Annotated in this window: 20 protein-coding genes; 1 reads left to right on the forward strand and 19 read right to left on the reverse strand. The window is 56.6% G+C overall.

The window, feature by feature from the left end:
* Positions 1-42 precede the first annotated feature (42 nt).
* The 10 genes from Q1Q75_RS15490 to Q1Q75_RS15535 form a co-directional block, all read right to left on the reverse strand.
* The gene (locus Q1Q75_RS15490) at positions 43-954 is read right to left on the reverse strand and encodes a MoxR family ATPase (protein ID WP_300672452.1); all 912 of its coding nucleotides are present in this window, start codon (positions 952-954) and stop codon (positions 43-45) included.
* A 740-nt stretch (positions 955-1,694) separates the two neighbouring features.
* A complete protein-coding gene (locus Q1Q75_RS15495; RefSeq protein WP_300672454.1) occupies positions 1,695-2,606 on the reverse strand; it encodes an EFR1 family ferrodoxin in 912 nt (303 codons plus the stop codon).
* 155 nt (positions 2,607-2,761) lie between these two features.
* Complete coding sequence (locus Q1Q75_RS15500; RefSeq protein ID WP_300672456.1) at positions 2,762-3,451, reverse strand: regulatory protein RecX; 690 nt, start codon at positions 3,449-3,451, stop codon at positions 2,762-2,764.
* Positions 3,448-4,158, reverse strand: coding sequence for a tRNA (N6-threonylcarbamoyladenosine(37)-N6)-methyltransferase TrmO (gene tsaA / locus Q1Q75_RS15505; protein WP_300672458.1), 711 nt, complete (start codon positions 4,156-4,158; stop codon positions 3,448-3,450). Before tsaA ends, Q1Q75_RS15500 begins: the two co-directional genes overlap by 4 nt.
* Before the next feature lie 178 nt (positions 4,159-4,336).
* Positions 4,337-4,750: a hypothetical protein gene (locus Q1Q75_RS15510; protein WP_300672460.1), complete on the reverse strand. Its 414-nt coding sequence runs from the start codon at positions 4,748-4,750 to the stop codon at positions 4,337-4,339.
* A 350-nt stretch (positions 4,751-5,100) separates the two neighbouring features.
* A complete protein-coding gene (locus Q1Q75_RS15515) occupies positions 5,101-5,523 on the reverse strand; it encodes a hypothetical protein (RefSeq protein WP_300672462.1) in 423 nt (140 codons plus the stop codon).
* A gap of 214 nt (positions 5,524-5,737) precedes the next feature.
* The gene (gene pepF / locus Q1Q75_RS15520) at positions 5,738-7,537 is read right to left on the reverse strand and encodes an oligoendopeptidase F (RefSeq protein WP_300672464.1); all 1,800 of its coding nucleotides are present in this window, start codon (positions 7,535-7,537) and stop codon (positions 5,738-5,740) included.
* A gap of 139 nt (positions 7,538-7,676) precedes the next feature.
* Complete coding sequence (locus Q1Q75_RS15525; RefSeq protein ID WP_300672466.1) at positions 7,677-8,864, reverse strand: cation diffusion facilitator family transporter; 1,188 nt, start codon at positions 8,862-8,864, stop codon at positions 7,677-7,679.
* 243 nt (positions 8,865-9,107) lie between these two features.
* Complete coding sequence (locus Q1Q75_RS15530) at positions 9,108-10,307, reverse strand: acetyl-CoA C-acyltransferase (RefSeq protein ID WP_300672496.1); 1,200 nt, start codon at positions 10,305-10,307, stop codon at positions 9,108-9,110.
* 307 nt (positions 10,308-10,614) lie between these two features.
* Positions 10,615-10,917: a hypothetical protein gene (locus Q1Q75_RS15535; RefSeq protein WP_300672468.1), complete on the reverse strand. Its 303-nt coding sequence runs from the start codon at positions 10,915-10,917 to the stop codon at positions 10,615-10,617.
* 398 nt (positions 10,918-11,315) lie between these two features.
* On the opposite strand from Q1Q75_RS15535, the gene Q1Q75_RS15540 reads away from it, so the two are divergent.
* A complete protein-coding gene (locus Q1Q75_RS15540; protein ID WP_300672470.1) occupies positions 11,316-11,708 on the forward strand; it encodes a hypothetical protein in 393 nt (130 codons plus the stop codon).
* 86 nt (positions 11,709-11,794) lie between these two features.
* Here Q1Q75_RS15540 and Q1Q75_RS15545 read toward each other — a convergent pair whose 3' ends face one another.
* The 9 genes from Q1Q75_RS15545 to Q1Q75_RS15585 all read right to left on the reverse strand — a co-directional run bounded on the left by Q1Q75_RS15545 (position 11,795) and on the right by Q1Q75_RS15585 (position 22,699).
* Positions 11,795-12,556 carry an endonuclease/exonuclease/phosphatase family protein gene (locus Q1Q75_RS15545; RefSeq protein ID WP_300672472.1) on the reverse strand — a complete coding sequence of 254 codons (762 nt, stop codon included), beginning with the start codon at positions 12,554-12,556 and terminating at the stop codon, positions 11,795-11,797.
* A 139-nt stretch (positions 12,557-12,695) separates the two neighbouring features.
* Positions 12,696-13,757 carry a DUF2860 family protein gene (locus Q1Q75_RS15550; RefSeq protein ID WP_300672474.1) on the reverse strand — a complete coding sequence of 354 codons (1,062 nt, stop codon included), beginning with the start codon at positions 13,755-13,757 and terminating at the stop codon, positions 12,696-12,698.
* A 119-nt stretch (positions 13,758-13,876) separates the two neighbouring features.
* Positions 13,877-17,014 (reverse strand): efflux RND transporter permease subunit, encoded by a 3,138-nt coding sequence (locus tag Q1Q75_RS15555; protein WP_300672476.1) that lies wholly within the window; start codon positions 17,012-17,014, stop codon positions 13,877-13,879.
* 2 nt (positions 17,015-17,016) lie between these two features.
* Positions 17,017-18,246 carry an efflux RND transporter periplasmic adaptor subunit gene (locus Q1Q75_RS15560; protein WP_300672478.1) on the reverse strand — a complete coding sequence of 410 codons (1,230 nt, stop codon included), beginning with the start codon at positions 18,244-18,246 and terminating at the stop codon, positions 17,017-17,019.
* Positions 18,247-18,254: 8 nt separating this feature from the next.
* Positions 18,255-19,685, reverse strand: a complete 1,431-nt coding sequence (locus Q1Q75_RS15565) for an efflux transporter outer membrane subunit (protein WP_300672480.1) — start codon at positions 19,683-19,685, stop codon at positions 18,255-18,257.
* A gap of 346 nt (positions 19,686-20,031) precedes the next feature.
* Positions 20,032-20,598 (reverse strand): sigma-70 family RNA polymerase sigma factor, encoded by a 567-nt coding sequence (locus Q1Q75_RS15570; protein ID WP_300672482.1) that lies wholly within the window; start codon positions 20,596-20,598, stop codon positions 20,032-20,034.
* Positions 20,599-20,615: 17 nt separating this feature from the next.
* Positions 20,616-21,107, reverse strand: coding sequence for a hypothetical protein (locus Q1Q75_RS15575; RefSeq protein WP_300672484.1), 492 nt, complete (start codon positions 21,105-21,107; stop codon positions 20,616-20,618).
* Positions 21,104-21,541, reverse strand: coding sequence for an anti-sigma factor (locus tag Q1Q75_RS15580; protein WP_300672486.1), 438 nt, complete (start codon positions 21,539-21,541; stop codon positions 21,104-21,106). The genes Q1Q75_RS15575 and Q1Q75_RS15580 overlap by 4 nt, the downstream gene beginning before the upstream one ends.
* Before the next feature lie 153 nt (positions 21,542-21,694).
* Positions 21,695-22,699 (reverse strand): methyltransferase, encoded by a 1,005-nt coding sequence (locus Q1Q75_RS15585; RefSeq protein WP_300672488.1) that lies wholly within the window; start codon positions 22,697-22,699, stop codon positions 21,695-21,697.
* Between the last annotated feature and the right edge of the window lie 244 nt (positions 22,700-22,943).

Consider the following 22,943-nt stretch of genomic DNA (forward strand, 5'->3'; position numbering starts at 1 on the left):
GGATTATCCCCTGGCCGCCGGAGGCATTTTTTTCGCCCTTCTTTAATTCGGCAACACATCGGAGAGGTTCCGTTTGACCAGCTCGTAGTCTGCTTTGTATTTGAGGAGCGGATTTAATGTGGTGGCCACGACCTCGGGCGTCAGGTCTTCGATCTGGAGCGTGAGCAGGGCCATGGCCCAGTCGATGGTTTCGGAGATGCACGGTTTTTTCTTCAGGTCCATGGCCCGGATGCGGGCCACGATGGTGACGATTTTTCTCAAGAGCGCCTCATCGATGTCCGGGAGTTTGATGCGGACGATGTCCATCTCGGTGTCGATGTCGGGGTAGTCGATGAAGAGGTGGATGCAGCGTCTTTTGAGGGCGTCACTCATGTCTCGGTAGTTGTTGGAGGTGAGAACGACGATGGGTTTGGTGACGGCCGTCATGGTCCCGATTTCGGGGATGGTGATCTGAAAGTCGCTTAAAAGCTCCAGCAGAAAGGCCTCGAACTCGGGATCGGATTTGTCGATCTCATCGATGAGGAGCACCACGGGGTCTTCGGATTTTATGGCGGCGAGCAAGGGGCGGGTCTGGATGAATTTTTCGGAGAAGAAGGCGTCCTCATGGTTGGCGATCTCATCCACGGCATCGGCCAGGGTGGAGGATTCCGATACGATGTCGGTGATCTTGTCTTTCAGCATCTGGGTGTAGAGAAGCTGTTTGGCGTATTCCCACTCGTAGAGGGATTTGGATTCATCCAGGCCTTCGTAGCATTGCATGCGGATGAGGGGTCGCTTAAGGGCCTTGGCGATGCTTTTGGCCAGCTCGGTTTTGCCGACCCCTGCGGGGCCTTCCACCAGGATGGGTTTTTCCATGGCCACAGCCAGATAGACTACGGTTGCGATCTCTCGTGAGGAGATATATTTCTGAGATTCCAGCCGCTCCTGAACCTCCACGACACTTTCAAATTCCATTACTGCCCCCCTTGGACCGTGAAAATCGCTTAATCGCTTAAACAACGCAGGGCTTAAAGGTGATGACGGAAGGGTTGTATCCGTCAAAGATGTTCTTCCTGCGAAGCCTGGCTTCTTATTTTTTACGATCGTACCATTTCAGGCGGTGATCATTGATGCTGCATCATAAAAAATGTTATGGCACCAAATCATGATGCATATCAACAGAGGCCGGAAAGGGCAAGGAAAATAGGGGGAAGCGTATGCTCTGTCCCCTGCTTTCGGGGTGGCACACCTTGACGCCGGAGGCAGGTTTTTACCCCGTATTTTAACCACAGAAGGCTTTTTTGGGGGTGAATAGTTACCGGCTGAGTTGGATTCTGCACATTCAAGGCTCAGACACTTGCGACGTACTGTGCGTTTCCTCCCACTTCACGTGAATGCGGACGCATTACAGCCGGAGAGACGACACCCGATGCGCATTCACAAACCCGCTTTCGAGGTGGCAGACCTTGACGCCGGAGGCACGTTTTTACCCCGTACTTTAACAGCAGAAGGCTTTTTTTTGGGGGCCTGAATGGTTACCGGCTGAGTTGGATTCTGCACACTCAAGGCTCAGGCACTTGCGACGCACTGAGCGTTTCCTCTCACTTCACGTGAATGCGGACGCATTACAGCCGGAGAGACGATACCCGATGCGCATTCACAAACCCGCTTTCGAGGTGGCACACCTCGCCGCCGGAGGCTTTTTTTTTGAGCGTTTACTTTTTTTCTGTAATCCAACGTTTTTGAGGGGGGGTGCCATCCCCTGGGGCCGTGAGGCGGCGTACCTGTCCTTTGGCCCATCGGACCGGGGCGTGATCGACCCCTAATCGCTTTGCCTGCCAGAGGTTGAACGCCATGACAGGGGCCAGGAAGGTCGAGGTAAAGGGGGACGAGAGGGCTTCTTTCGGGCATCTGAGCTCGCAGCTGAGGCAGAGGAGGCAGTCCCGGCCGATGAGGGGATGGCCGTTCTCATCAAAGGTGATGTTGTCCGTGGGGCAAAGGGTCGCGCAGTGGCCGCAGCCGTTGCATCGCGCTTTGTCCACAGTGAAAAGGCGAGTGTAAAGGTGGCGCCCCAGAAAACGGTGGCAGGTTGCCCGCTCGATCAGATCGATGACGGTGGCTGAGTGGGGGTCTTTTTCAGGGGTGAAGGCCGGGTCAGTGAAGCGGGCCGGCAACGCTTTTCCAAAGGTTGCGGCGTCTTCTTTTTCGTCAGGGCTGGGGCGATCCGGAGAGAGGAGGGTGCCTCGTTTGACGTAGCCGGCGTAGAGGTCGGCACCGCGGCTGTAGTGGAATCCGAGGTCCCGCCCCCCTTTTTTGGCCAGAAGAGTTCGAATGATGGCTGCCGTGCTCCCCGGGTGGGAGCCGAAGAGGACAAAGACGAAGAAACTCTTGCCGGAAAGGTCCGGGAGGTTTTGGACGAAATCAAGGACGTTGAAGGGAGGCCTGAACATGTAAACGGGCAGCCCGATACCGATGATGTCATGGGCGAGGAGTGTCTCCGGATCGGTTTCATCCATGGGGTACAGGGCAGGCGAAACCCCGGATCGGGTCAGGCCTTCGGCGATGTGTTCTGCGATGGTCCGGGTGGTCCCGGTTTGAGAAAAATAACAGAGGGCGGCAGAGGTCATGATGGCTCCTGATGAAATGCTGAAGAGATGAACGTCAATGGGCTACGGCGCGACAAGCGATCCGTCTTCGCCTGCGGCTACGCCGTGACATGGGGGCAAAGCGCATCCGCAACCCGCTTTCAAGGTGGCACACCTTGCCGCCGGAGGCTCGCTTTTTATCCCTGCTCGGCCTCTCTCTCCTCAATGAATCCCAGGACGGCCTCCTGGGTAATATCAAAGGTAAATCCTTTGCCGGCGAGGAAGGCGTAGGCCTTTTGACGGAAGACGGGGTCATCAAGCCCTTTCCATTTCCAGGCTTTTTTACGGAGCAGGGTCAGGGCGGCGGCGGTTTCATCGATCCCTTCTTCGAGGAGGCGGTCGATGAGGTCCTCTTCGACCCCTTTGAGCCTGAGTTCCTGCTTAAGCAGGTAGCGTCCTTTGGGTTGGTTTCTCAGGCGTGCGTCGATCCACTCTCTGGCGAAGGTCTCATCATTAATGAAGTCCGCTTTTTCGGCGCGGGTGAGGGCGGATTCGGTCGCCTCTTCGGAAAATTTTTTATCCAGGAGGCGACGTTTGAGCTCCATTCGGCTTCGGGAGCGCACCCCGAGCAGACGAAGCACGCTTGCCCAGCAGCGCTGTTTTTCATCTTCAAGGGCTCTCTTATTCACCTCCGCAGGGTCCATGACGGAACCCTGTTCCAGAAGCGCGGCATCGAAGGCGTTGATACTGAAGGCTTTCTTGCCGTTTAAGAAGATTTCTGCGTTACCGGGGCGCTTTTCATCGTAGCGGATGCGGGTGATTTTTTTGGGGGGGGCCGTCGGGTCCTCCGAGTCGGGGCGCTCGTCCCATGGGGAGCCATCGTTCATCGGGTAATCTCCGTAATGGTGGCCATTGTGCCCTGGGCTTTCCACCGAATGTTCAGGTCCCAGAGGCAGAAACCGAAGGAGGCGTCTTTCTTTTTCGCGTCGTAGTAGGCCGGACGGGGGTCCTGTTCCACCACCCCTGCAATGAGGTCTCGGAGGTTGGGGTAGGCGGTTTCCGAGAGCCCCTGAAGGGCGAGCTCCGCCTCCGGGGCAAAGGTGACGGAGAGGCGGGGTTCGGGTTTTTCCGGGGCAAACCCTCCGGTGGCATCGTCGATGGCATCCACATAGGGGATGTAAGGCTTGATGTCGAGGACCGGGGTACCATCCAGGATATCGAGTCCCTTGACATGAATCAGGATTTTTCCCTTTTCATCGGAGACGGAAAGGAGGCGGACCACCGAGAGGCCAATGGGGTTAGGACGAAAATTGGACCGGGAGGCAAAGACCCCTACTTTTTTGTTGCCCCCGAGTCGGGGCGGGCGAACCATGGGTTTCCATTCTCCCCGGGCTGAGCGATTAAAGAGGAAAATAATCCAGAGGTGGGAGAATCCGTCCAGGTCGCGCACCGCTTCACTGCGGTTGTAGGGTGCCAGGAGTTCGATGGTGCCGGTGGCTTCGGTGACGATGCCCGGTTGCCGGGGGACGCCAAATTTTTCGGTGAAACAGGAGTGGACGGTGCCGATGGGTGTCAGTAAGGGGGAAGAGTTCATGGTCGCTGCTGTTGCGTAAGAGTTGTAGGTGGTTGGGTGAAAGGGACAAAACGTGCCTCCCTCTGGGACCGCATGTCTGGACATTGCAGACCGGTGGCTGTGCCAGGCCGTCACAGCGTTTTATAGCATATGACGGCGAAGGAAACACAACCGTTTTAAGGAAGAGGGAGGGCAGGCATCAGCGTTTGGTCATGATACGCATGTAACTCTCGGCGGTGCCGGCAAGAATTTTTTCTGTGGAAGGTGGCATTTTACCGTCGATGGTTGCGAGGATGGCGCCTTCAAACCAGTCTCTGATAAAGTGACAGGCCAGGCTTTTCCCTTCAGAGACCTGAATGATAATGGTTTCGGCTTTTTTGAAGGAGGCAGGGCCGGAGAGGGTCCCTGCGGCTTTTTGAAGCACCCAGGCCATGGGGGCGAGGGCCGCGGCATCGCCGATGGGGATGGATGTTGCCACGAGCTCCCCATCGTCATCGACGATCAGGGCTTGATCGAATCCGCCCTTGAGCCGTGTGAAGTCGAGCAGGTTGTTCAGGGCTTCCCGTTGGTTCGTTGATCGATTGATACGGCGTTCCTGTCTTACCTCTGTCATGAAGTCTCCCTGCCCGTGGCCCTGCCATACGCTCGAGAAAGTCTGCGGCGGGTGGTTTCAGTCCGGGCTGAAATGGGTGTGAAATCGTTCCGGTTGTCGATTGTTCCGGAGTTCATAACAACGCAAATATCTTGGGTTCATCGGATTGGACTTGAGTGACCTTCTTTAAAGCATACTCCCCCGGGTGGATTCAAGGATGAATATGATAAAAAAAAGGGGGGGATAGCTGGGGCGTTGAATTGTTTAGGGCATCCCCCCATTCGAAGCCTCCTGTCTGCGGGCGTGAATGGAGCCCTGCTTTAAAAAGGGGCACGGGTCCCTTTTTGTCGGTAAACGGGTGGGCATCAGGCTCAATTGATTGTCGTGCGAATGATGCGTTCATACCCGCTGGCGGTTCGTGCAAAGATTTTATCGGCGGATGGGGGGATCCGAGTCTTTGACAGGGCAATGATGGCACAAAGGCTTCCGTTTTTGGGCTTGAAAAAGTAACAGGCGACGCTGTTTCCCCTGGATGTTTGGGCCACAATGGTTTCGATGTCGGGAAAGGCAGCCGCTTTGGAGAGGTACCCGGCGGACCGGCTGAGGATCAGGCCGATGTCCTTCATACGGAGGCACTGGTCCGCATGGGTCGATCGGGCAACAATTTTATCATTGTGAATAATGACGGCGTGGTCGAAGCCACCGTACATTTTTCCGTAGTTGAGAAGGTTTGTCAGTGATTCATGTTTGGTCTCGGATCGGTCGAAACGTCGTTCCTGGTTCGTGGCGTCCATGGGGCCTCCTGGGCATGGTGGGTTGCATCCGGTTCGAAGGTGGGGCACGTGGCTGGAGGAAAAGGGCGCTGGAAAGAGATGTGCCGGAACATGAATCCATGAACCATGGTGACCGGATACAGGCAGTATACCGGAAAATGTCAGTCGATGCGAGAAGGAATAGAAAGCCGGGGACGGCGGAGCGTTTCCGCCGGCTCCCCGGGTTTGGGTGGGATTAAGAGAGGAGCTCCTCCAGCCGAAGCACCAGTTTCCCAAAGTGCGCGATGGTGTTGGTCACCGGCTCCGGGCGGGTCATGTCGACCCCGGCGGTGCGTAACTCGTCCACGGGGAACTGGCGGCCTCCCAGGGTGAGAAATTTCATGTATTGCGAGACGGCTCCCTCTTCCCCTTTCAGGATGCGTCCGGCAATATCCAGGGCCGCTGAGATGCCGGTGGCGTATTTGTAAACGTAGAAGGAGGAGTAGAAGTGGGGGATGCGCAGGCACTCCAGCTTGAGAACGTCATCCATTTCAAGGGTGTCTCCGAAGTAATCCTCCAGCAGGCTGCCGTAAAGGTCGGTGAGGACCTCTAAGGTAATGGCCTTGTTTTCGACGGCCAGGGCGTGAACGCGCATCTCGAATTCGGCAAACATGGTCTGTCGGAAGAGGGTCCCGCGGATGTTGTCGATCTCGCGGTTGATGATGTAGGTCTCCATCTTTTTATTCCCCTTGTATTTTGCAAGGAGATGCTGGCCGAGAAGGGCTTCGTTGAGCGTGGAGGCAACCTCGGCGACGAAGATGGTGTAGTCTCCGTAGATGTAAGGCTGCGTGGTTCTGGAGTAGTGGGAGTGCATGGAGTGACCGGCTTCGTGGGCCAGGGTGAAGAGGCTGTTGATGCTGCTCTCGTCATGGTTGAGCAGGATGTAGGGGGACGAATCGTAGCAGCCGGAAGAGTAAGCTCCGCTTCGCTTGCCCCGGTTTTCATACCGATCCACCCAGCCGCCGAGGAGGCCTTTTCTCAGGGTGGCGACATAGTCCTTACCCAGAGGGGCCAGGGCGGAAAGGGTGACCTCCACCGCTTCGTCATAGTCCATGTGGAAGTCGACATCTGCGGCCAGGGGTACATAGGTGTCGTAGATATGCAGTTTTTCGACGCCCAGGTTTTTTTTCCGGAGCCTCAGGTAGTCGAACAGGGGAGAGAATCCGCTTCGGACGTTGTCGATGAGGCGGGTGTAAACGCTCTCGTCCACGTTGTCTGCGAACAGCGAGCGGCTGAGGGTGGAGTCAAAGCGTTTGGCCCTGGAGAGGAAGAGATCTTTTTTGATGGAGGCGGACAGGGAGGCCCCTATGGTGTGCTTGTGGCTCTCGTAGGCGCTGTAGTAGGTGGTGAAGGCGTTTTTTCGAACGGTCCGGTTCGGGTGCATCAGAAAGGCGATGAAATTGCCGTGGGAGAGTTCGTGATCCAGGCCCTGGTCATCTTGAATGGTTCCGAAACGCAGATCGGCGTTGTCCAACTGCCCGAAGATGCGGGAGGGGGCTCCCATGGCTTCGGCGGACATGGCGAGAAGCTCCTCCACCTCCTTATTGCGGGTGTGGGGTGCGTAGCGCAGGATCTTTTCCAGGAAAAACCGGTACTCAGAGAGGGCGCCGTCGGCCAGGAAGCCCTCCATGACCCTTTCATCAATGGTCTGCACTTCGGGGGTAAAGAAGCTCGACGCCTGGGCGATGCGGGTATAGAGGTTGACGGCTTTTTGAAAGAGTCCGTCATAGGTGGCGTTGGTTTTATCCTCGTCGTTTCGGAGATGAGCGTAGGTGTAGAGGCGCTCTAAGGCCCGATTCACAGAGAGATCGTAATCAATGGCCTGTCGAAGCGTCTCCGCCGATTCGCCGAGGCGGCCCTGGTAGATTTTGTAACCGGGGATTTTTGTTTCCGTTTCCTTGAAGAGAGTCTCCCACGCTGCGTCGTCCTTAAACAGAGGGGTCAGATCCCATGTGTGGGCCTTGGGCACATCGTGTCGATCGGGGATAGTGGTCATCGGGTTAAACTCCTTTTTTCTGCCAGCGTCGTCACGATGGGCGCAGGCGACGGGCAGGCCCTTCGCTGGCGGTTGTCATTGCGGAAAAATGTATTGAGGGGGCGGCGCTCTGGCGGGTGCCTGGGTGTCGACCTGATTTTTATGGGTTGTAGCTGTACATGGGAGCGATCTTGATCAGGAGGTCGAGATCTGGGAACCGCGCCTTTATTTTTTCTTCGGTGTCTCTGAGGACCGCCTGGGAATCCAGGGAGCCGTCGGTATCGGCGAGGGTGAGATCAAAAAGAATGGTGCCCCGGTCGAGGGTCGCCCCCACGATGCGCAGGTCGTGGAAGGTGAGAATTCGATCGTCGGCTTTTGCCACCTCCTGAATTTTGGAGAGGACGATGTTGTAGTGGGGGTGATCATGGTTGATCGGGTCCATGTGGACCACGACCATGCCGCCTGAGACCCGTGCCACAGACTCTTCCACATCCTCGGCGATTTCGTGAATGGTCAGGGCCGAGAGGTGGTGGGAGACCTCGATGTGCAGGGAGACGACGTGGGTGTCGCCGTAGTTGTGGACGATGATGTCATGAACGCCCAAGACCTCGGTGACGGCGCGGCAGGCACCCTCGATCTCGTGCAGGAACGCCAGGGAGGGTGCCTCGCCGATGAGGGGGCTGACGGCTTCCCGGGCAATGCCCCAGGCAGAAGCGAAGATAACCAGAGAGACCCCGATACCCATGATCCCATCGAGCTGATTGTACCCGAAATGGGATGCGATGAGGGCCACAATGACGAGGAGGGTGGAGAACGCATCGCTTCGGTGATGCAGGGCGTCGGCCTTCAGGGTGGCGGAGTCGATGATCTCGCCCAGGGTAAATGAGAAACGCGCCATGAGTTCCTTGGCAATGACGGTGCCGAAGATCACACCGATGGCCGCGTAGCTTGCCGTGGAGAGGGTGGGATGCAGGATGGCGGTGATGCTGTGTTTGAGCAGCTCGAAACCGGTGACAAAAAGGAGAATGGCGATGATCAGAGTGGCCACCGGTTCAATGCGGCCGTGGCCGAAGGGGTGGCGGCTGTCCGAGGGCTTTCGGGACATCTTAAAGCCCACGATGACCACCGCAGAGGTGGCCGAATCGGTCAGGGTATGGACGGCATCGGCAAGGAGGGCGGCGCTGCCGACGGCCAGGCCGATGGTGAGCTTGATGACGAACAGGAGGGTGTTGCCGATAATGCTGATCCAGCCCTCCATCATGCCATAGGCGGCGCGAATTTGGGGGTCTGCGGTGCGGGTGTGGTTCTTGATAAAAAGGGACGCAAACCAGAAGGCAAAGGTTTTCACGGGCGGCTCCAGAGGATGAATCGGGTCACGGGCGGGATCGTTTGCCCGGACTCCGGCCCCCCGGATGCGTCCGGGGGGGCGGAGATAGATGATAATGGATTCATAAAAAGTGGGTAAATCGCGATGAATACCCGGGCTGAAGGAGGGCATGTGCCCGGCAATACGGGGTTATTCGGCATGGGCCCTGCGGCAGTGACTTTTTGCGAACGCATCCATTCATGTGTCTGAAACCGTTATACGGCCTTATCCCTCCCTTGTCCAGAGGGAGGCGATGGCAGGGCCGGTTCCTACGCAGAGGGAGGCACCGCCGACCTTTAAGTCAAGGCGTTCCATTTCGTAATAGAGGCTGACGAGGATGCGAAGGGCGGTACAGCCCACGGGGTGGCCCAGGGCGATACCGGAGCCGTTGTGGTTGGTCTTCTCCATGGAGAGCCTTATGCCGGACTCCTCTTTCAGCATGCGACCCACGCCGAGGAACTGGGCGGCAAAGGCTTCGTTTATTTCCCAGTAATCCACATCATCAAAGGCGTAACCGGTACCTTTCAGGGCTTTGGGAATTGCCACGGCGGGCCCCAGGCCCATGAGCTTCGGATCCACCCCGGCACAGGCGGTGTTGATTAGTTTCATCAGGGGCTTGATCCCGAGTTCTCTGGCTTTGGCTTCGCTCATGAGGATTGCTGCGGCGGCTCCATCGTTAATCCCGGAAGCATTGGCAGCGGTAACCACGCCCTCTTTTTTGAATGCGGGCTTGAGTGCCGCCAGGCTCTCCAGGGTGCTGTTGGCGATGGGGTGCTCATCGGTGTCAAAGACGGTCGTCCCTTTTCGGGTGATGATTTCAAAGGGGGTGATCTCCCGTTTGAAGTGGCCCGCGTCAATGGCGGCAAGGGCTCGGGTATGGCTTAAAAGGGCCAGCTCATCGCACTCTTTCCGGGTGATCCCGTATTTATCGGCCACGTTTTCTGCGGTGATTCCCATGTGACCGCCTGCCAGCTCATCCACCAGGGCGTCTGTCAGCAGGGAGTCTTCGATGGCGCCGGGTCCCATGCGATACCCGGATCTCGCCTTGGGGAGCATGTAGGGGGCGCCTGTCATGCTCTCGGCGCCCACGACCATGGCGATCTCGTTTTTGCCGAGCATAATGCTGTGGGCGGCAATCTCGACCGCGCGCATTCCGGAACCGCAGTTCTGGTTGATGGAGACGGCGCTGCTGGCATCGGAAAAGCCGATGCGTTTGGAGACCTGGCGGGCGGGGAGGGATCCCTGCATGCCGGGAAGGCATTGGGCCAGCACCAGCTCATCGATGGTTTCCACATCGATGCCGGCACGGGTGACGGCCTCCTTGCCCACGTGGACGGCAAGCTCCCGTGCTGAGACATTTTTCAGGGCTCCCTGGAATTTGCCGATGGCGGTTCGGCAGGCACTGACCATCACAACATTTTGCATTTCCACATCTTCCTCCTGTGACCTGGTTGATACGTTATGGGTTATTTTTGTATGCCTGATTCAGTGAATGTCATGGGGTAGGGGTATTCCTGTAAACATGCTTTCCGTTGCGTACGAGCTCGCTTCTTAAGAAACGATGTTAACGTATTGAACGACCATAAATAGCCAAAAATGAGTGAGATGTATAGAAAAAACAAGGGCCGGTAGATTTTGGCGGAAGCGGTCGAGGGGGGAGGCCCGTTGGGAGGTCTCCCCCGTGGCGGGTCAGGGGGTGGGTTGAAAGGGGGCGGTGCGGCCGTGGCGTTTCTTATCCATGGGCTTGTGGCTGGGGCGTAAAATCATGACCGTTTTGCTCCTGCATCAGTCGGCCGTTGCGGAACCAGAGAATAATGTCGGTGGTCACCATAAAGGCGTTGATTCCGTAAAGAATAATGACGGCATCATAGCTGTAAATGAGCTTGTGGGCGATGCCGGCGGCATAGCCGACGAGGACGATACAGAGAAACTGAAGGCTTTTCCCCGAGTTATTTTGTGATGTCCAGGATTTCCAGATGGAAGCGGGCCAGGCAAAGCCGAAACACAGCAGCATGGCGATTTCAAATACACTCATAAAAAAGCCTATAATTTTAAAAAAGTCAGGGGCATGGTGCCCATAAGGGAGGGGTGGCGGGAACTCTACGGCAGGGATCCGTGTGACCCTTATAAATGAGGCTATACCACCCTCGCTGGAAAATGAAAAGCGGTGGACGTGACCCGGTGGATATTTACCGGGTCATGTGGGGGGAGGAATTGACATAAGGAGACGTTTCGAAGATAATGGATAAAAATGTCAATGTGACCGAAGAGGGAATTTCTCGAGACAGAGAGGTTCTTCCTTGGGGCGCAGAGTCATTTGTCAGGCTGTTCACCGGGCGAGCCACAAGAGCCCTTACCCATCTTCGAACAGCGTGCATCTCGACATTCCTTTCGTGTGCGTGGAAGCATCCCCAAAAATTAAGGAGACAGATCATGGACCGAAGAGTTTACGTTCTTTTTATGGTGTTACCGCTTCTGGTGTTTTTTACGATGTCCTCCGCCTCTGCCGAAACCCTGAAGGTGAAGGGGACGATTATGGGGGCGAGCTGTGCCATGAATAAAACCGCCTGCGCCAAAAGTCTTAAGGATCCCCTTGTCTCTATGGAACGGGATTTTGTGCTCGTGGCTGAAGATGGCACCCCCTATTTTCTCCCCAACATGACACGAATTGCCAAGCAGAAGCTTGTGGGCAAAGAGGTTGAGGTGGCCGGAAAGGTGATGGGGAATCGTCTGTTCGTGCATAAGGTGGACACGATGATGATGGGTGGGATGGTCTGCTCCTGGAGCTGGGATTTGAATGTGAGGAATCTCAGGCATCCCAGGTGATTTTTTAAAAAGCGGCTTTTCCCCCGGCCGCTTTCGATCCGTTTTAAAAAAACCCGCACAGGCGAATAAACGCCGGTGCGGGTTTTTTATTGGAACCGGCAGAGAACCGGGAAGTGGTCGGAGGGGTAGACACCTCCGAATGGATGTTTGATCACTTCGGCATCTTTCACTTTGAGCCCCCCCTTGTAGAGAATCCAGTCGATATGTTTTCCGAGGTCGGTTCCGGTGAAGCCGTGGAAGGTGGAGGAGTACTCTCCGTCGAAGCTGTCCTTGAACCCGCCGGATTCCAGCACCTGATGAGCCAGGCTCTCGGGCGGAGCGTTGAAGTCTCCGGTGATGATCATGGGCAGATCCCCTGGGAAATCCTTTAAAAATTCTAACAGCAGATCCGCACTCTGTTTTTGTACCTCGGCGTCAAAATCAAAGTGGGTGGTGACGCAGATGATGCGTTCCGCCCCGCGGGTGAATTCTCCGATGACGCACTGACGCGGCCACTTGCTCCCCGGCAGCAGGCTCTCTTCATGGGGGGTGTCGCTTAAAAAACAGTGGGCATGGCGGAGACAGGTCCACTCTTTCTGGTAAAAGATCAGGTTGTTCTGCCAGGTCGAAGGCGAGGGGTTGCGTACCCCGATAAATCGATAATCCCGCAAGAGTTGTGCGAGGTATCGGGTTTGAAAATTATTGGCCTCCTGCATGCCGATGAAGTCTGGCTGGGTGGTTTCGAACAGAGGGCCGTAGGCTTCACGGCGGTGTTCCCAGGCATTTTTCCCGTCGTCGGCAAGGCCAAACCTGAGGTTGATGCTCATTACGGAAAAGGGGCGACTCGTGGGATCGGATGAAGAGTTCATGGCACCTGCAGGGGTCAGGGGTTATGGGAGGCGGGCAACCGGATGAAAGATCAGTCTTCCAATCATAGAGCAGGTCTGCACTCTCTGTCAAAACACGTTTTCAGGACGCCGGAAAAAGCCAATCGTGCCGTTGGCAGGGCTAAAATCGATAGGTGACGCCCATCCCGGCCATGGCGGTCTCTCCTTCATAGAAGTCGAGGTTGGAGTCTGTGCGGGAGACCCTGATGAGCATCGAAAAGCTCAGATTGTCACGACCCCAGCGCAGAGGGGCCTCGATGCCCAGGGAGGCGCTGTAGGATCGGTCTTCCCTTTTTTTACCAAAGACCGGGTGGGTCCCATCGTAGTCTGCCTGGTGAAAAGAGAGAGTGGAAAAGGCCTGACAAATGGGGTGACGGACGATGACGGAGACCTTGCCCCCAACCTTGTTAAAGCGGTGTGCCTTGCCCTCGGCTTCATTGCAAAGGAGGTCGAGGGTTGTGCCCAGTATGATGGATTGGCTCACGGGGATGCGCAGCCCTGTCTCGATGAGGTGGGCGTCACCGGAGCGCTTGAGGGCTTGCAGGTCGCTGTGGCTGAGCGGGGTGCTGGTTTCATGGGTGTAGGCTTGTCCTGACTCTTCATCCTCAATGTCACTGGTTCCGAAGGCGTAGGTCAAAAAGAAGGGGGAGCCCAGCAGGGATTCCGCCTTAAATTGGAAGCCTTGGGAGGTTCTGTCGGTCTCTTCTCTTTCCTTACCCGTTAGAAAGGGATCTTTCCATACCTCATCGTCAAGCAGAGGGAGCTCGGGTATCCAGGAGAGGCTGAGGGCGGTGCCATTGTCCAGCTGGTGCCGGGCGCCCACTTCGAGGAAGTAGGTTCCCTCTACGATATTGGAGTTTGGGGTTCCTGCGAACAGGGCCGTCTTGCGGTTATCAAAGGTGTAGTTGAGGTTCCAAATAATGATGGGGATAAACTCTGTCTCAGAGGAAGACGACGTGTCCAGGGACGTGATGAGTTTGTTCTCATCGCTGACCGCATTCACAGGCTTGGTGAGGTGTATCACGCCGGCCATGACCTTGATATCGCTTTGAAAGCCGGGTTCGGCTTTGTCCCTGGGGCTGGCGGCGTCGGCCTCGGGCGTAACCAGCGCAAGAAGCAGGATGATCAGGCAGAGACCTCGCGCTGCCGATGAATGAGTCCTTTTACGTTTCCAGGTGATCATGTGAGATAATTCCTTCGGTGTGTGGATGGGGCTGGGCTTAGAAAATGAACGCCACCCTCTCCGTTTGGGGCGGGAGGGTAAGCATGGGATGAGCAATCCGTCCTCGGACGCGTCCTGATTTATAACCTCGGCACCTCTTCCACGGTTCGGTCGATGGGTTCCTCAATACGACCCGCAAGGGCTTTTATGTCTTCAAGGATCATGTAGAGGCTGGGGACAAGGAGCAGGGTGATGACCGTAGCAAAGAGAATACCGAATCCAAGAGAGATGGCCATGGGGATGAGGAACTTTGCCTGACGTGAGGTCTCAAAGATCATGGGGGCCAGCCCGCCGAAGGTGGTGATGGTGGTGAGCATGATGGGGCGAAATCTCTGGATGCCTGCCAGCTGCACCGCCTCCTTTAAGGGGATTCCTTCGGCCCGTCTCCGGTTGGAAAAATCGATGAAGATCAACGAGTCGTTGACCACCACGCCTGCCAGGGCCACGATGCCGAAGAGGCTCATGATGGAGAGGGAGTACCCCATAAGAAGGTGCCCCATGACCGCCCCGATGATGCCAAAGGGGATGCAGATCATGATGATGATGGGCTGAAAGTAGCTCCGAAACGGAATGGCCAAAAGGGCATAGATAATGATCATCGACATGAGAAGGCCCTGGACCAGGCTGGCGATACTCTCCTTGAGGTCTGCCTGTTTGCCCTGGAAGCTGTAGGAGAGACCGGGTACCTCATCCATGATGCGCCGGAGTCCGTCATTTTTCAGTGCCTCTGTGATGAGGCCTGCCTGGGCTTCGGGGATGATATTGGCGGTGACGTCACGGATTCTTTGCTGGTTGCGTCTGCTGATGGTCGTGTAAGCACGCCCACGCTCAATATTCACTACCTGGTGCAGGGGAAGGTCCACACCCTGGGGGCTCCGCAGGATCAACGACTCCAGATGCTCTTCGGAGTTTCTCTCCTCCCTGGGCAGACGCACCATCACCTTCACCTCATCCCGGCCCCTTTGAAAACGCACGGCTTCAATGCCGTAGTAGGCATTTCGAACCTGGCGGGCAACGTCTTCTGCCCGGAATCCAAGCCGTTCACCTTCGGGTCGCATGGTGAGATCAAACTGAACCTTGCCGGTGGCCGATCCGTCATCAATGTCCTGGGTGTTGGGGAAGACCTCAAGCTCTTTGGCAAGGAGGGCGCCGGCACGGTCCAGGGCGGTGATGTCCCTGTGGCGAAGCTCGATGGTGAGCCCTTTGCCTGAGCCGGGGCCGCCTCTGTTGGATTGAAAGAGACCCGACTCCACACCGGGCAGTGAGCCCACGCGCTCACGCCATGCACGGGTAAGCTCCGTGGTGCTGATGGGGCGCATCTCAGGGGGGGTGAGGATGATTCGGATGCGGATGTTCTCTTCATTGATGCGGGTGAGAATTCCTCTGGAAAGCTGTTCCCCGCCATTTTCGTCAATGACCGCAAGGCCCGCGGCCACAGCAATCCCTGCGATGCGTTCTACCTCATCTGCGGGCGTGCCGTAGGGCAGGATAAGGTTTGCAAAGGCGTAGTTCGACTCGATCTTTGGGAAGAGCTCCATGCCCATGCGGCCGGAGAGGCTCCAGGCACTGGTGATGATAAGAACGGCAAAACCAATGGCGAGGGTGGTGTATCTGTGTGTGGTGCAGAGCCTCAGAAGGGGGCCATAGCGTCTCTCCACGAAGCGGGTGAAGCCGTTTGAAAATCGCTTCTGGGCATCAGAGAGCGGCTTCATAAAGCCTGTGAACCCTTCGCGGGTGCTGTGGCCCAGGTGCGCGGGAAGAATAAAAAGGCTCTCCACTAAAGAGATGGCAAAGACCACCACCACGACGAGGGGAATACTCTGAAAAATTTTCCCGAGAAAGCCCGGTACGAAGTAGATGGGCATGAAGGCTACCATGTTGGTGAGTACGCTGAAGACCACCGGCTTGGAGATCTCTTGTGCCCCTTCGATGGCAGCGGGCAGAAGATCCATGCCCTGTTGACGCTTGTGGTAGATGTTTTCCCCCACCACGATGGCGTCATCCACCACGATGCCCAGCGTCACGATAAAGGCGAACATGGTCACCACGTTGATGGAAAAGTCGGAGAAGGGCAGTATCAGAAACGCCCCTAAAAAAGAGATGGGAATACCCAGAGAGACCCAGAAGGCGAGGCGAATTTCGAGAAAGAGCGCGAGGATGACAAAGACAAGGCCCAGCCCGATCAAGGCGTTTTTGATCAGCAAGGTTCCACGTTGCTTGAAGACCACGGAGAGATCTCGCACCATGTCTGCCTGGAGGCCTTTGGGCATCCCCTCTTTGAACTGGGTCAGGGTTTGCCTGGCCACCTCGGCGACCTTAAGGGGTTTCTGGTTGCCCACACGGTAGACCTCCACCATGACGGCGGGGAGGCCGTTGAAGGTTGCATACCTTGAGGTTTCGGAAAAGCCCTCCCTCACCACGGCCACATCGCCCACGGTGAGGCGGGAACCATCCTCCTGGGTGATGAGGGTGAGGCTGGAAAAATCCTGGGCGGTGTAGCGTTTTTCCCGCATGCGCACCAGAAGCTCACCGCCATCGGTTTTTAAGCTGCCGCCGGGAATGTCCACGGAGGCGTTATTCACCATGGACGCGACCTGGGCCAGGGTGAGTCCGTATCGCCTCAAGGCGTCCTGGGAGAAATCCACCTGAATCTCAGGGGCGCGCACGTCCTGAAGGGTCACCACCGTGATCTCGGGGTTCTCTAACAGTTTGGACCGAAAGGTCTCAGCCATGCCCTTGAGCACCGATGTCTTCTGCTCCCCATAGATAGCAAAAGAGATGACCTCGCGCTGTCGGGCGGCAATGGCCACATCGGGGTTTTCGGCATCCACGGGAAGGGAGGTGATGGCATCTACCTGGCGGTCGATATCCTGGTAGAGTTTCTGGATATCGGCCCCATCCAGGGCTTCCACGGTGACGGTGCCACCGCCCTCATAGGCCATCGATGTCACCTCTTTGGCCCCCTCAAGGCCTTGAACGGCCTCTTCCACCACCAGAAGCACGCCGCGCTCCACCTCTTCTGGGCTTGCGCCGGGGTAGGGGACACTGATGTTGATGAAATCAAGGGCAAAATCGGGAAAGACCTCCTGTTTGATGGAGGAGCCGATGATGAAACCACCGATGAGGAGAATGGCCATGAGAAGGTTGGCGGCCACTGAGTTTCCAGCCATCCAGGCGATGGGGCCGCGAGTTCTGATGTGTTTTTCAGGGGTACCCATGATTACTTGGCCCCCTCTTTACTTTGCGCGCTGCCTTTACCGGAAGGTTTTTCGTTTCCGGTTCGAATGACCAATCCATCCACCGGGGTGGTGAGTTGGGTGAGGATGACCTGATCACCCTGGGAGAGACCGCTCTTTACATAAACGTTCCCCGCTTCCTTGCGGATAATCTCCACAGGGGCAATGGTGAGTTTCCCCTCTTTGGCGAGCCACACCTCCGAGCCGTTTTTAAGGGCCTTTTCCGGAAGGCCAATGACCTCTGTCAGAGGGGCTCCGTCGATCTCGGCCTTTACGTAGCTGTTGATGAGTAAGGGTGGGACCCCTGCCGCCTTTGCCTGACCCATGGGATCTCTTACTTCAAGGAGAAGGCGCGCCATGCGGGTGGCGGTGTTCAAGTCTCCCAGGAGCCTTAAAACGCGTCCTTTGAATACAGAGCCAGCCGGTGTGGTAATACGGGCGGCGTTGCCCGGTGTGCTGCTTGTGAAGTTCAACCAGGGGAGATCCCTGACGGGGAGGGTGACCTCCACCCAGTAGACGCGGTCGCCGGTGATCTCAGCCACCCCCTGATTGGCCTGGGCCAACGAGCCCTTGGCGAGAGTCCGGGTGAGAACCAATCCGCTGTAGGGGGCGGCTATGATGGTTCGGGAGAGCTCAATCTCTGCTTTACGAACCTCGATTTTTGCTAAGGCCACGCTGGCTTTGGCTTTGGCAAGTTGGGGTTTTCGAAGGGCCAGCCGCTTGTCTTTTACGGTACGTCCCATGGTGGCCTGCATGAGGTTTAGCTCATTTTGAGCCACCCGCTGGTTTCCCTCTTCCAGATCGAGATCAGCGATGGCTTGCTGGTGCTTGGCCTTGGCGGTGTCCAGGGCCAGCAGGAGGTCGGTCTCATCCAAGCGCATGAGGGGTTCGCCTTCGCGGATGCGTCCACCGGGTTCCAAATTGGGCGAGATCCATACCACATCCCCTGCCACGCGAACTTTAAGCTCGGTTTTATTGGATGGCATCACAGTGCCCATGGCGCTCAAGGTCACGGGGTGGTTTTCAGCTTTTACCTTGAGCAATTCCACCAGTGGCGGTTTTGTTTTGGGCTTTTTCTTCTGTGCAGTGGGCTTGGATTTCATAAGGTAGACAGCAATACCACCTGCCAGAAGAAGAATCAGGACAGGGATAAGGACGTACAGAGGGGTTCTCTTTGATGTGGCTTTTGGCGGTATATGAGAGAGGGTGTCCATGGTTCTTCTTACTCCATTGTGATGCGTGCGCTTGGTGAGTCGGTGATACTGCGAGTCCAGTTGCCGCCCAGGGCTCGGTGGAGGGCGATGCGATTTTTAACGAGTTGAGCCTTTTCTTTTACAAGCTTGCGTTCCAGGGTCTGGAGATCCTTGAGCTCGGCCAGAAGGGTGACATAGTCAGAGACACCTTGTGTGTAACGGTTTTCTGTTTCCGTTAAGGTGAGACGGGAGGTGATAAGCTCTTGTTCCATGGCAGCGACGCTCTCTTTTTGTCTCACCTCACTCACCAGGGCATTTTCCACTTCAGAAAGGGCGGTAAGCACGGTTTTTCGGTAGGTGGCCAGGCGCTCTTCGGCCTGTGCCCGGGCGCGGAACACCTCGGCTTTGCGCCTGCCTGCATCGAAGATGGGGCCAGTGAGGTTGGCTGCCAGGTTGGTGAACCAGTTGTCAAAGAGGCTTTCAACTCCATCGGAGCCAAACCGTGCCCGGGCGGTGATGGAGAGAGCAGGAAGGCGATCCGCTCTGGCCGCTGAGATCTCCCACTCTTCGGCGCGGAGGGTGAGACCTGCCGAGCGGATATCCGGGCGCATGGCAAGTAAGTCTGCGGGAAGGCCCGTGGGGGGAATCTCGCCGGGCGCTGGAAGTTTTCTTGTTATCACCTCAGGCGCCATGCCCGGGGCTTTGCCCAGAAGAAGGGCCAGAGCGTTTTGATACCGGCTCTCCAGCTCCAAAAGGGAGGGGAGCTCCGAGGCCTGCTGCTCGATGACTTTTCGCTGCCTGAGCACATCCACGGCCGAGACCATGGAGTTCTCAAACCGCAGCTCCAGGGCATTCAGCAGGGTGCTGTTGAGCGCCATCTGGGATTTGAGCACAGCGATCTCGCCCCGCGTAGAGACCAGGTTTGTCCATGCTTCGGCCACCTGGCCAGAGAGGGTCATGGCGGCGGTTTCCACATTGGCTCTGACTGCAAGAACCCGCTGGGATTCCGCCTGACTGAGGGCCCTGATGCGCCCCCAGAGATCCACCTCGTAGGAGGCGGCAAGGCCAAGGTAGAGGGAGTCGGTGGTGCTGTTTACTGTGTCGTCTCCGCCGCGGCGGGTGGTGTCGGCCCCGGCTTCTGTGGAGAGGCTCGGGAAGAGCCCCGCTTTTTTGGTTTGGTGCAGGGCGGTGCTTTGTTTCAGTCGTGCCCAGGCCTCTTGCAGGGTGAGATTCTCCTGCAGGGCCTCGTCCATCAGGGCGTTGAGTTCGTCGCTGTTGAAGGAGATCCACCAGCGGCTCTCTTCCGCCGGTGAGGACTCGGGATACAGGCTGTACCGCTCCGGAAGCGGGAGCAGACCCTGGGACGCCTTCGGCGGAGGAAAGGTGCTGCAGGCCGCAGCGCCCAGGAGAAGGGTGGCCATGCAACCCTTTAAAATTCGGTTTCGGGCTAAAAATACCATTAAAAATCCTTAAAAATGGACAAATATAAAGAAATGCCTTCTATGGTTAAAGTGCCCAAAAGAAGCCTCCGGCGGCAAGGTGGCGCCACCTTGAAAGCGGGTTTGCGAATGCGCATCGGGAGTCGTTATTCCGGGCTGAAATGCGTCCGCATTCGCTTGAAGTACAAGGAAATGCACAGTGCGTCGCAAGTGCATGAGCTGCCGGTGCTTTCGTGTCAATTCACGAATTAATATTAATCAGAATGACTCCGATGCCAAGACCAGAAGTCCTGTTTGCCTAACTTTTCAAAAGTTTGGCCCCCGGCAGGGCCGCCGGAGGCGTTTCCCCTTGTTTCTGAAATCCATGTCAAGCCGCTGTCGCCTGCAGGCGCTGCCGCAGGCTGCGCCGCGCCCGGACGAGGAGGGACTCCACGGCGGAGAGGGTCAGGCCCATGACCTCGGATATCTCTGCGTAGGAGAGCTCCTGGGTGTGGCGAAGGACCATGGCCGTGCGCTGGTTTTCGGGCAGGGTGTCCAGGGCCAGGGAGAGGGAGTGTCGGCCCTCTTTGCGGCTTAAGCTGTCAAGGGCCGAGGGGCTGGGGTCCATCTTCAGGGCCTCCTCCCGGGAGTCATCCAGGGGGGTGGGACGTTTTTTCCGGGCGGCGTCGATGAGCAGGTTGCGGCACACTTTGTATAAAAAGGCCTTTACACTGCCCGAGGTGTCAAAGCCGTGTCGGTTTCTGAAGAGGCGCAGGAAGGTCTCCTGGACCACATCTTCAGCCTCTTCCTTTACCCGGCAGAACCTCAGGGCATAACTGTAGAGTCCGTGCTGATGGCGTTCCACCAGCACGCGAAATGCCCGCTCTTTGTCGGCCGCAAGGGCCGTCATCAAGGCGGCATCGTCCATTTTTTTCCAGGGTGTTCCAAAATGCATTTCAGAGGGTCCCTGAATCAGTGATCCGCCTTTTTCAAGTCAGCTATTTTGTCTCGATGGCGCCGAACCAGTTCACCGGCGTTGGCATACATCAAGGTCATTTTATCTGGAGGCAGGATGTGCCTCATATTAAAGGTGTAGTCAAAGTCAAGCGTGGTGAGGGCCTTTCCAATGCGTTCCTCCTTGAGGTGACGCGTTTCAAGCTCTTTTCGAGACATGGCCGGGTTTTTTTCAAGCAGGGCCAGGGTTTCTAATTTGAAATCTAATTTTTTGACGATGAGGGCGGCGCGTTGATCCATAAAAACCTCGAGCAGATCGGTGGCCTGCTGAAAGACCTCGTCCGGGAGGTCAAGGTTTTTAAGAAGCGACATGTGCAGCGAATAAGCCCGAATGGGGTGTCTTGGGGCCTGATGTTCTGATGGCGTATGTCCCACGAGGGTGGCGATAAGAAAGCCGGCGTTGAGACAGAGGGAAAAAGCCAGAAGAATAAGGTTTCTTTTTCGGGTCATAGGATGTCTCCGTTGTCACTGAGGAGATACCCGAGATAGGGGTCTTCCTGATCGGCCTTGATACTGGCGATTTCCAGGTCGGTGGCGTTGGAGTCCCAGGCACCCTGGGCAGAATATCCCAGGAGTCCCCCCGTCAGGAGCCCCACGAGCACAACCGCCCAGCCGATACGGCCGAACAGAAAACCAAAAAAGTCGAAGGAAACATAGGGTGATCGCGTTTCACGCTCCCGGGCAAGGAGGATGCGGGTGGTCAGTTCCCTGTTCGGCGCGGGGGCGGGGAGGTGTTTGAACTCATCGAAGAGACGGGTGAGCTCATTGACTTCAGCGCGGCACCGGGGGCATTGGGCGAGGTGGGCGTGAAGCGCCGCCTCCCTTTGCCGGTCAAGGGTCCGGTCCACATAAGCGTGAAGAGTCTTTTCATGTGGGTGTTCCATAAAGATCACCATGGGGTTGACGGTTGGCTGCTTTTTTAAAGTGTATGGGATGATGCGGGTGTCATTATGTGACGCCTGAATCCTGATATACATACAACGAACCCGATTTCAAAATCCTGCGGTTTTTTATTTAATCCGGAATTTTGCTCTTCCTCACGCTTTGATCCCTTCCATGATGGCGGCGCCGGTGGGGCTGCCGTAGTCGATGCGGCGGATGGCGGTCAGGCCGCTGCTTTCCATCATGGCCCCGAGCTCTGAGTCGCTGTAAGCCCGGCCATTGTCGGTCACGGCCAGCATGTTGAGGCTGAAAAGCGCGGGAAAGAGGGGGCTGTCTTTGGACGTGTCCAGGATGAATTCATGGATGAGGAGTTTGCCGCCGGGGTGAAGGGTCGCGGTGGCTCTGGCAATAACAGACCGGGCTTGATCTTCTCCTTCTCCGTGGAGAATATGGGAGAGCCAGGCGGCATCGAAGCGATCGTTTTCGTTAAAGCTATTTTGGATGAAGTCAAAAGGGCAGAATCCCACGCGGTCGCCCATGAGATGTTTTTCAATAATGCCTCTGGCAAAGGGTTCGGTATCGGGCAGGTCGTAAACCCAGGCCTTGAGTTGGGGATTTTTTTTGCAGAAGTGGATGGCATAGGTGCCGGGGCCGCCTCCGAGGTCCAGAAGGGTCGCGCAGTGGGAGAGGTCCACGGCTTGGGCAACCGCCGGGGCGAAAAAGGAGGCGTTGTTGTACATCCCCAGGAGGAAGCTCTCATGCTCCTCTTTGGTGCGGTCCCGTCTTTCGTGCTGGACGGGGGCTCCGGTGAGGGCCGCCTCATCCAGACGTTCCCATGAGGCCATCAGGTGGTGGTGATGAAGGAGGATGTGGCCGATGTAATCCGGTGATTCCCGGGTGAGGGATTGGAGGGCGAAGGGTGTGTTGCTGTAGGTTTCTCCCCCTTTGCTCAGGAGTTCCATGGCTGAGAGGGCGTTAAGCAGGGTGCTCAGGCCCCGTGGGTTCCCATGGATCCGCTGCGCGATCTCCTCTGCTGTTAAAGCCTCGCCTCCGATGAGGGTAAAGAGGCCGAGCTTGACCCCGGCATGAAGGGTGCAACTTCTCCAGTAGGCGCCGGAGGCTTCCATTAACGAGCCTGGATTCCACGGAACATGAGACATGGTGTATTCTCCTGGGTTGAAAAACAGAACATGGATGCATACAAAGGATGGCGTATTTTATCCTGATTGCAGCGGCTTGTCGAGACATGAAGCCTTTTCTACGAGGTTGTGGTGAAAACCCGATGACGACGCCCTGAGAGCCCGAAGCGGTCTGCTTGTTTCGTTGTTTTTTTCCATGATGTGTGGCCGCTGCTTTTCCTCGTTCTTGCTGAATTTTTTGTTCCGCAACTTCAGGCCTGTTGTC

Source organism: Desulfoluna sp. (assembly GCF_030145185.1).
Classification (GTDB): domain Bacteria; phylum Desulfobacterota; class Desulfobacteria; order Desulfobacterales; family Desulfolunaceae; genus Desulfoluna.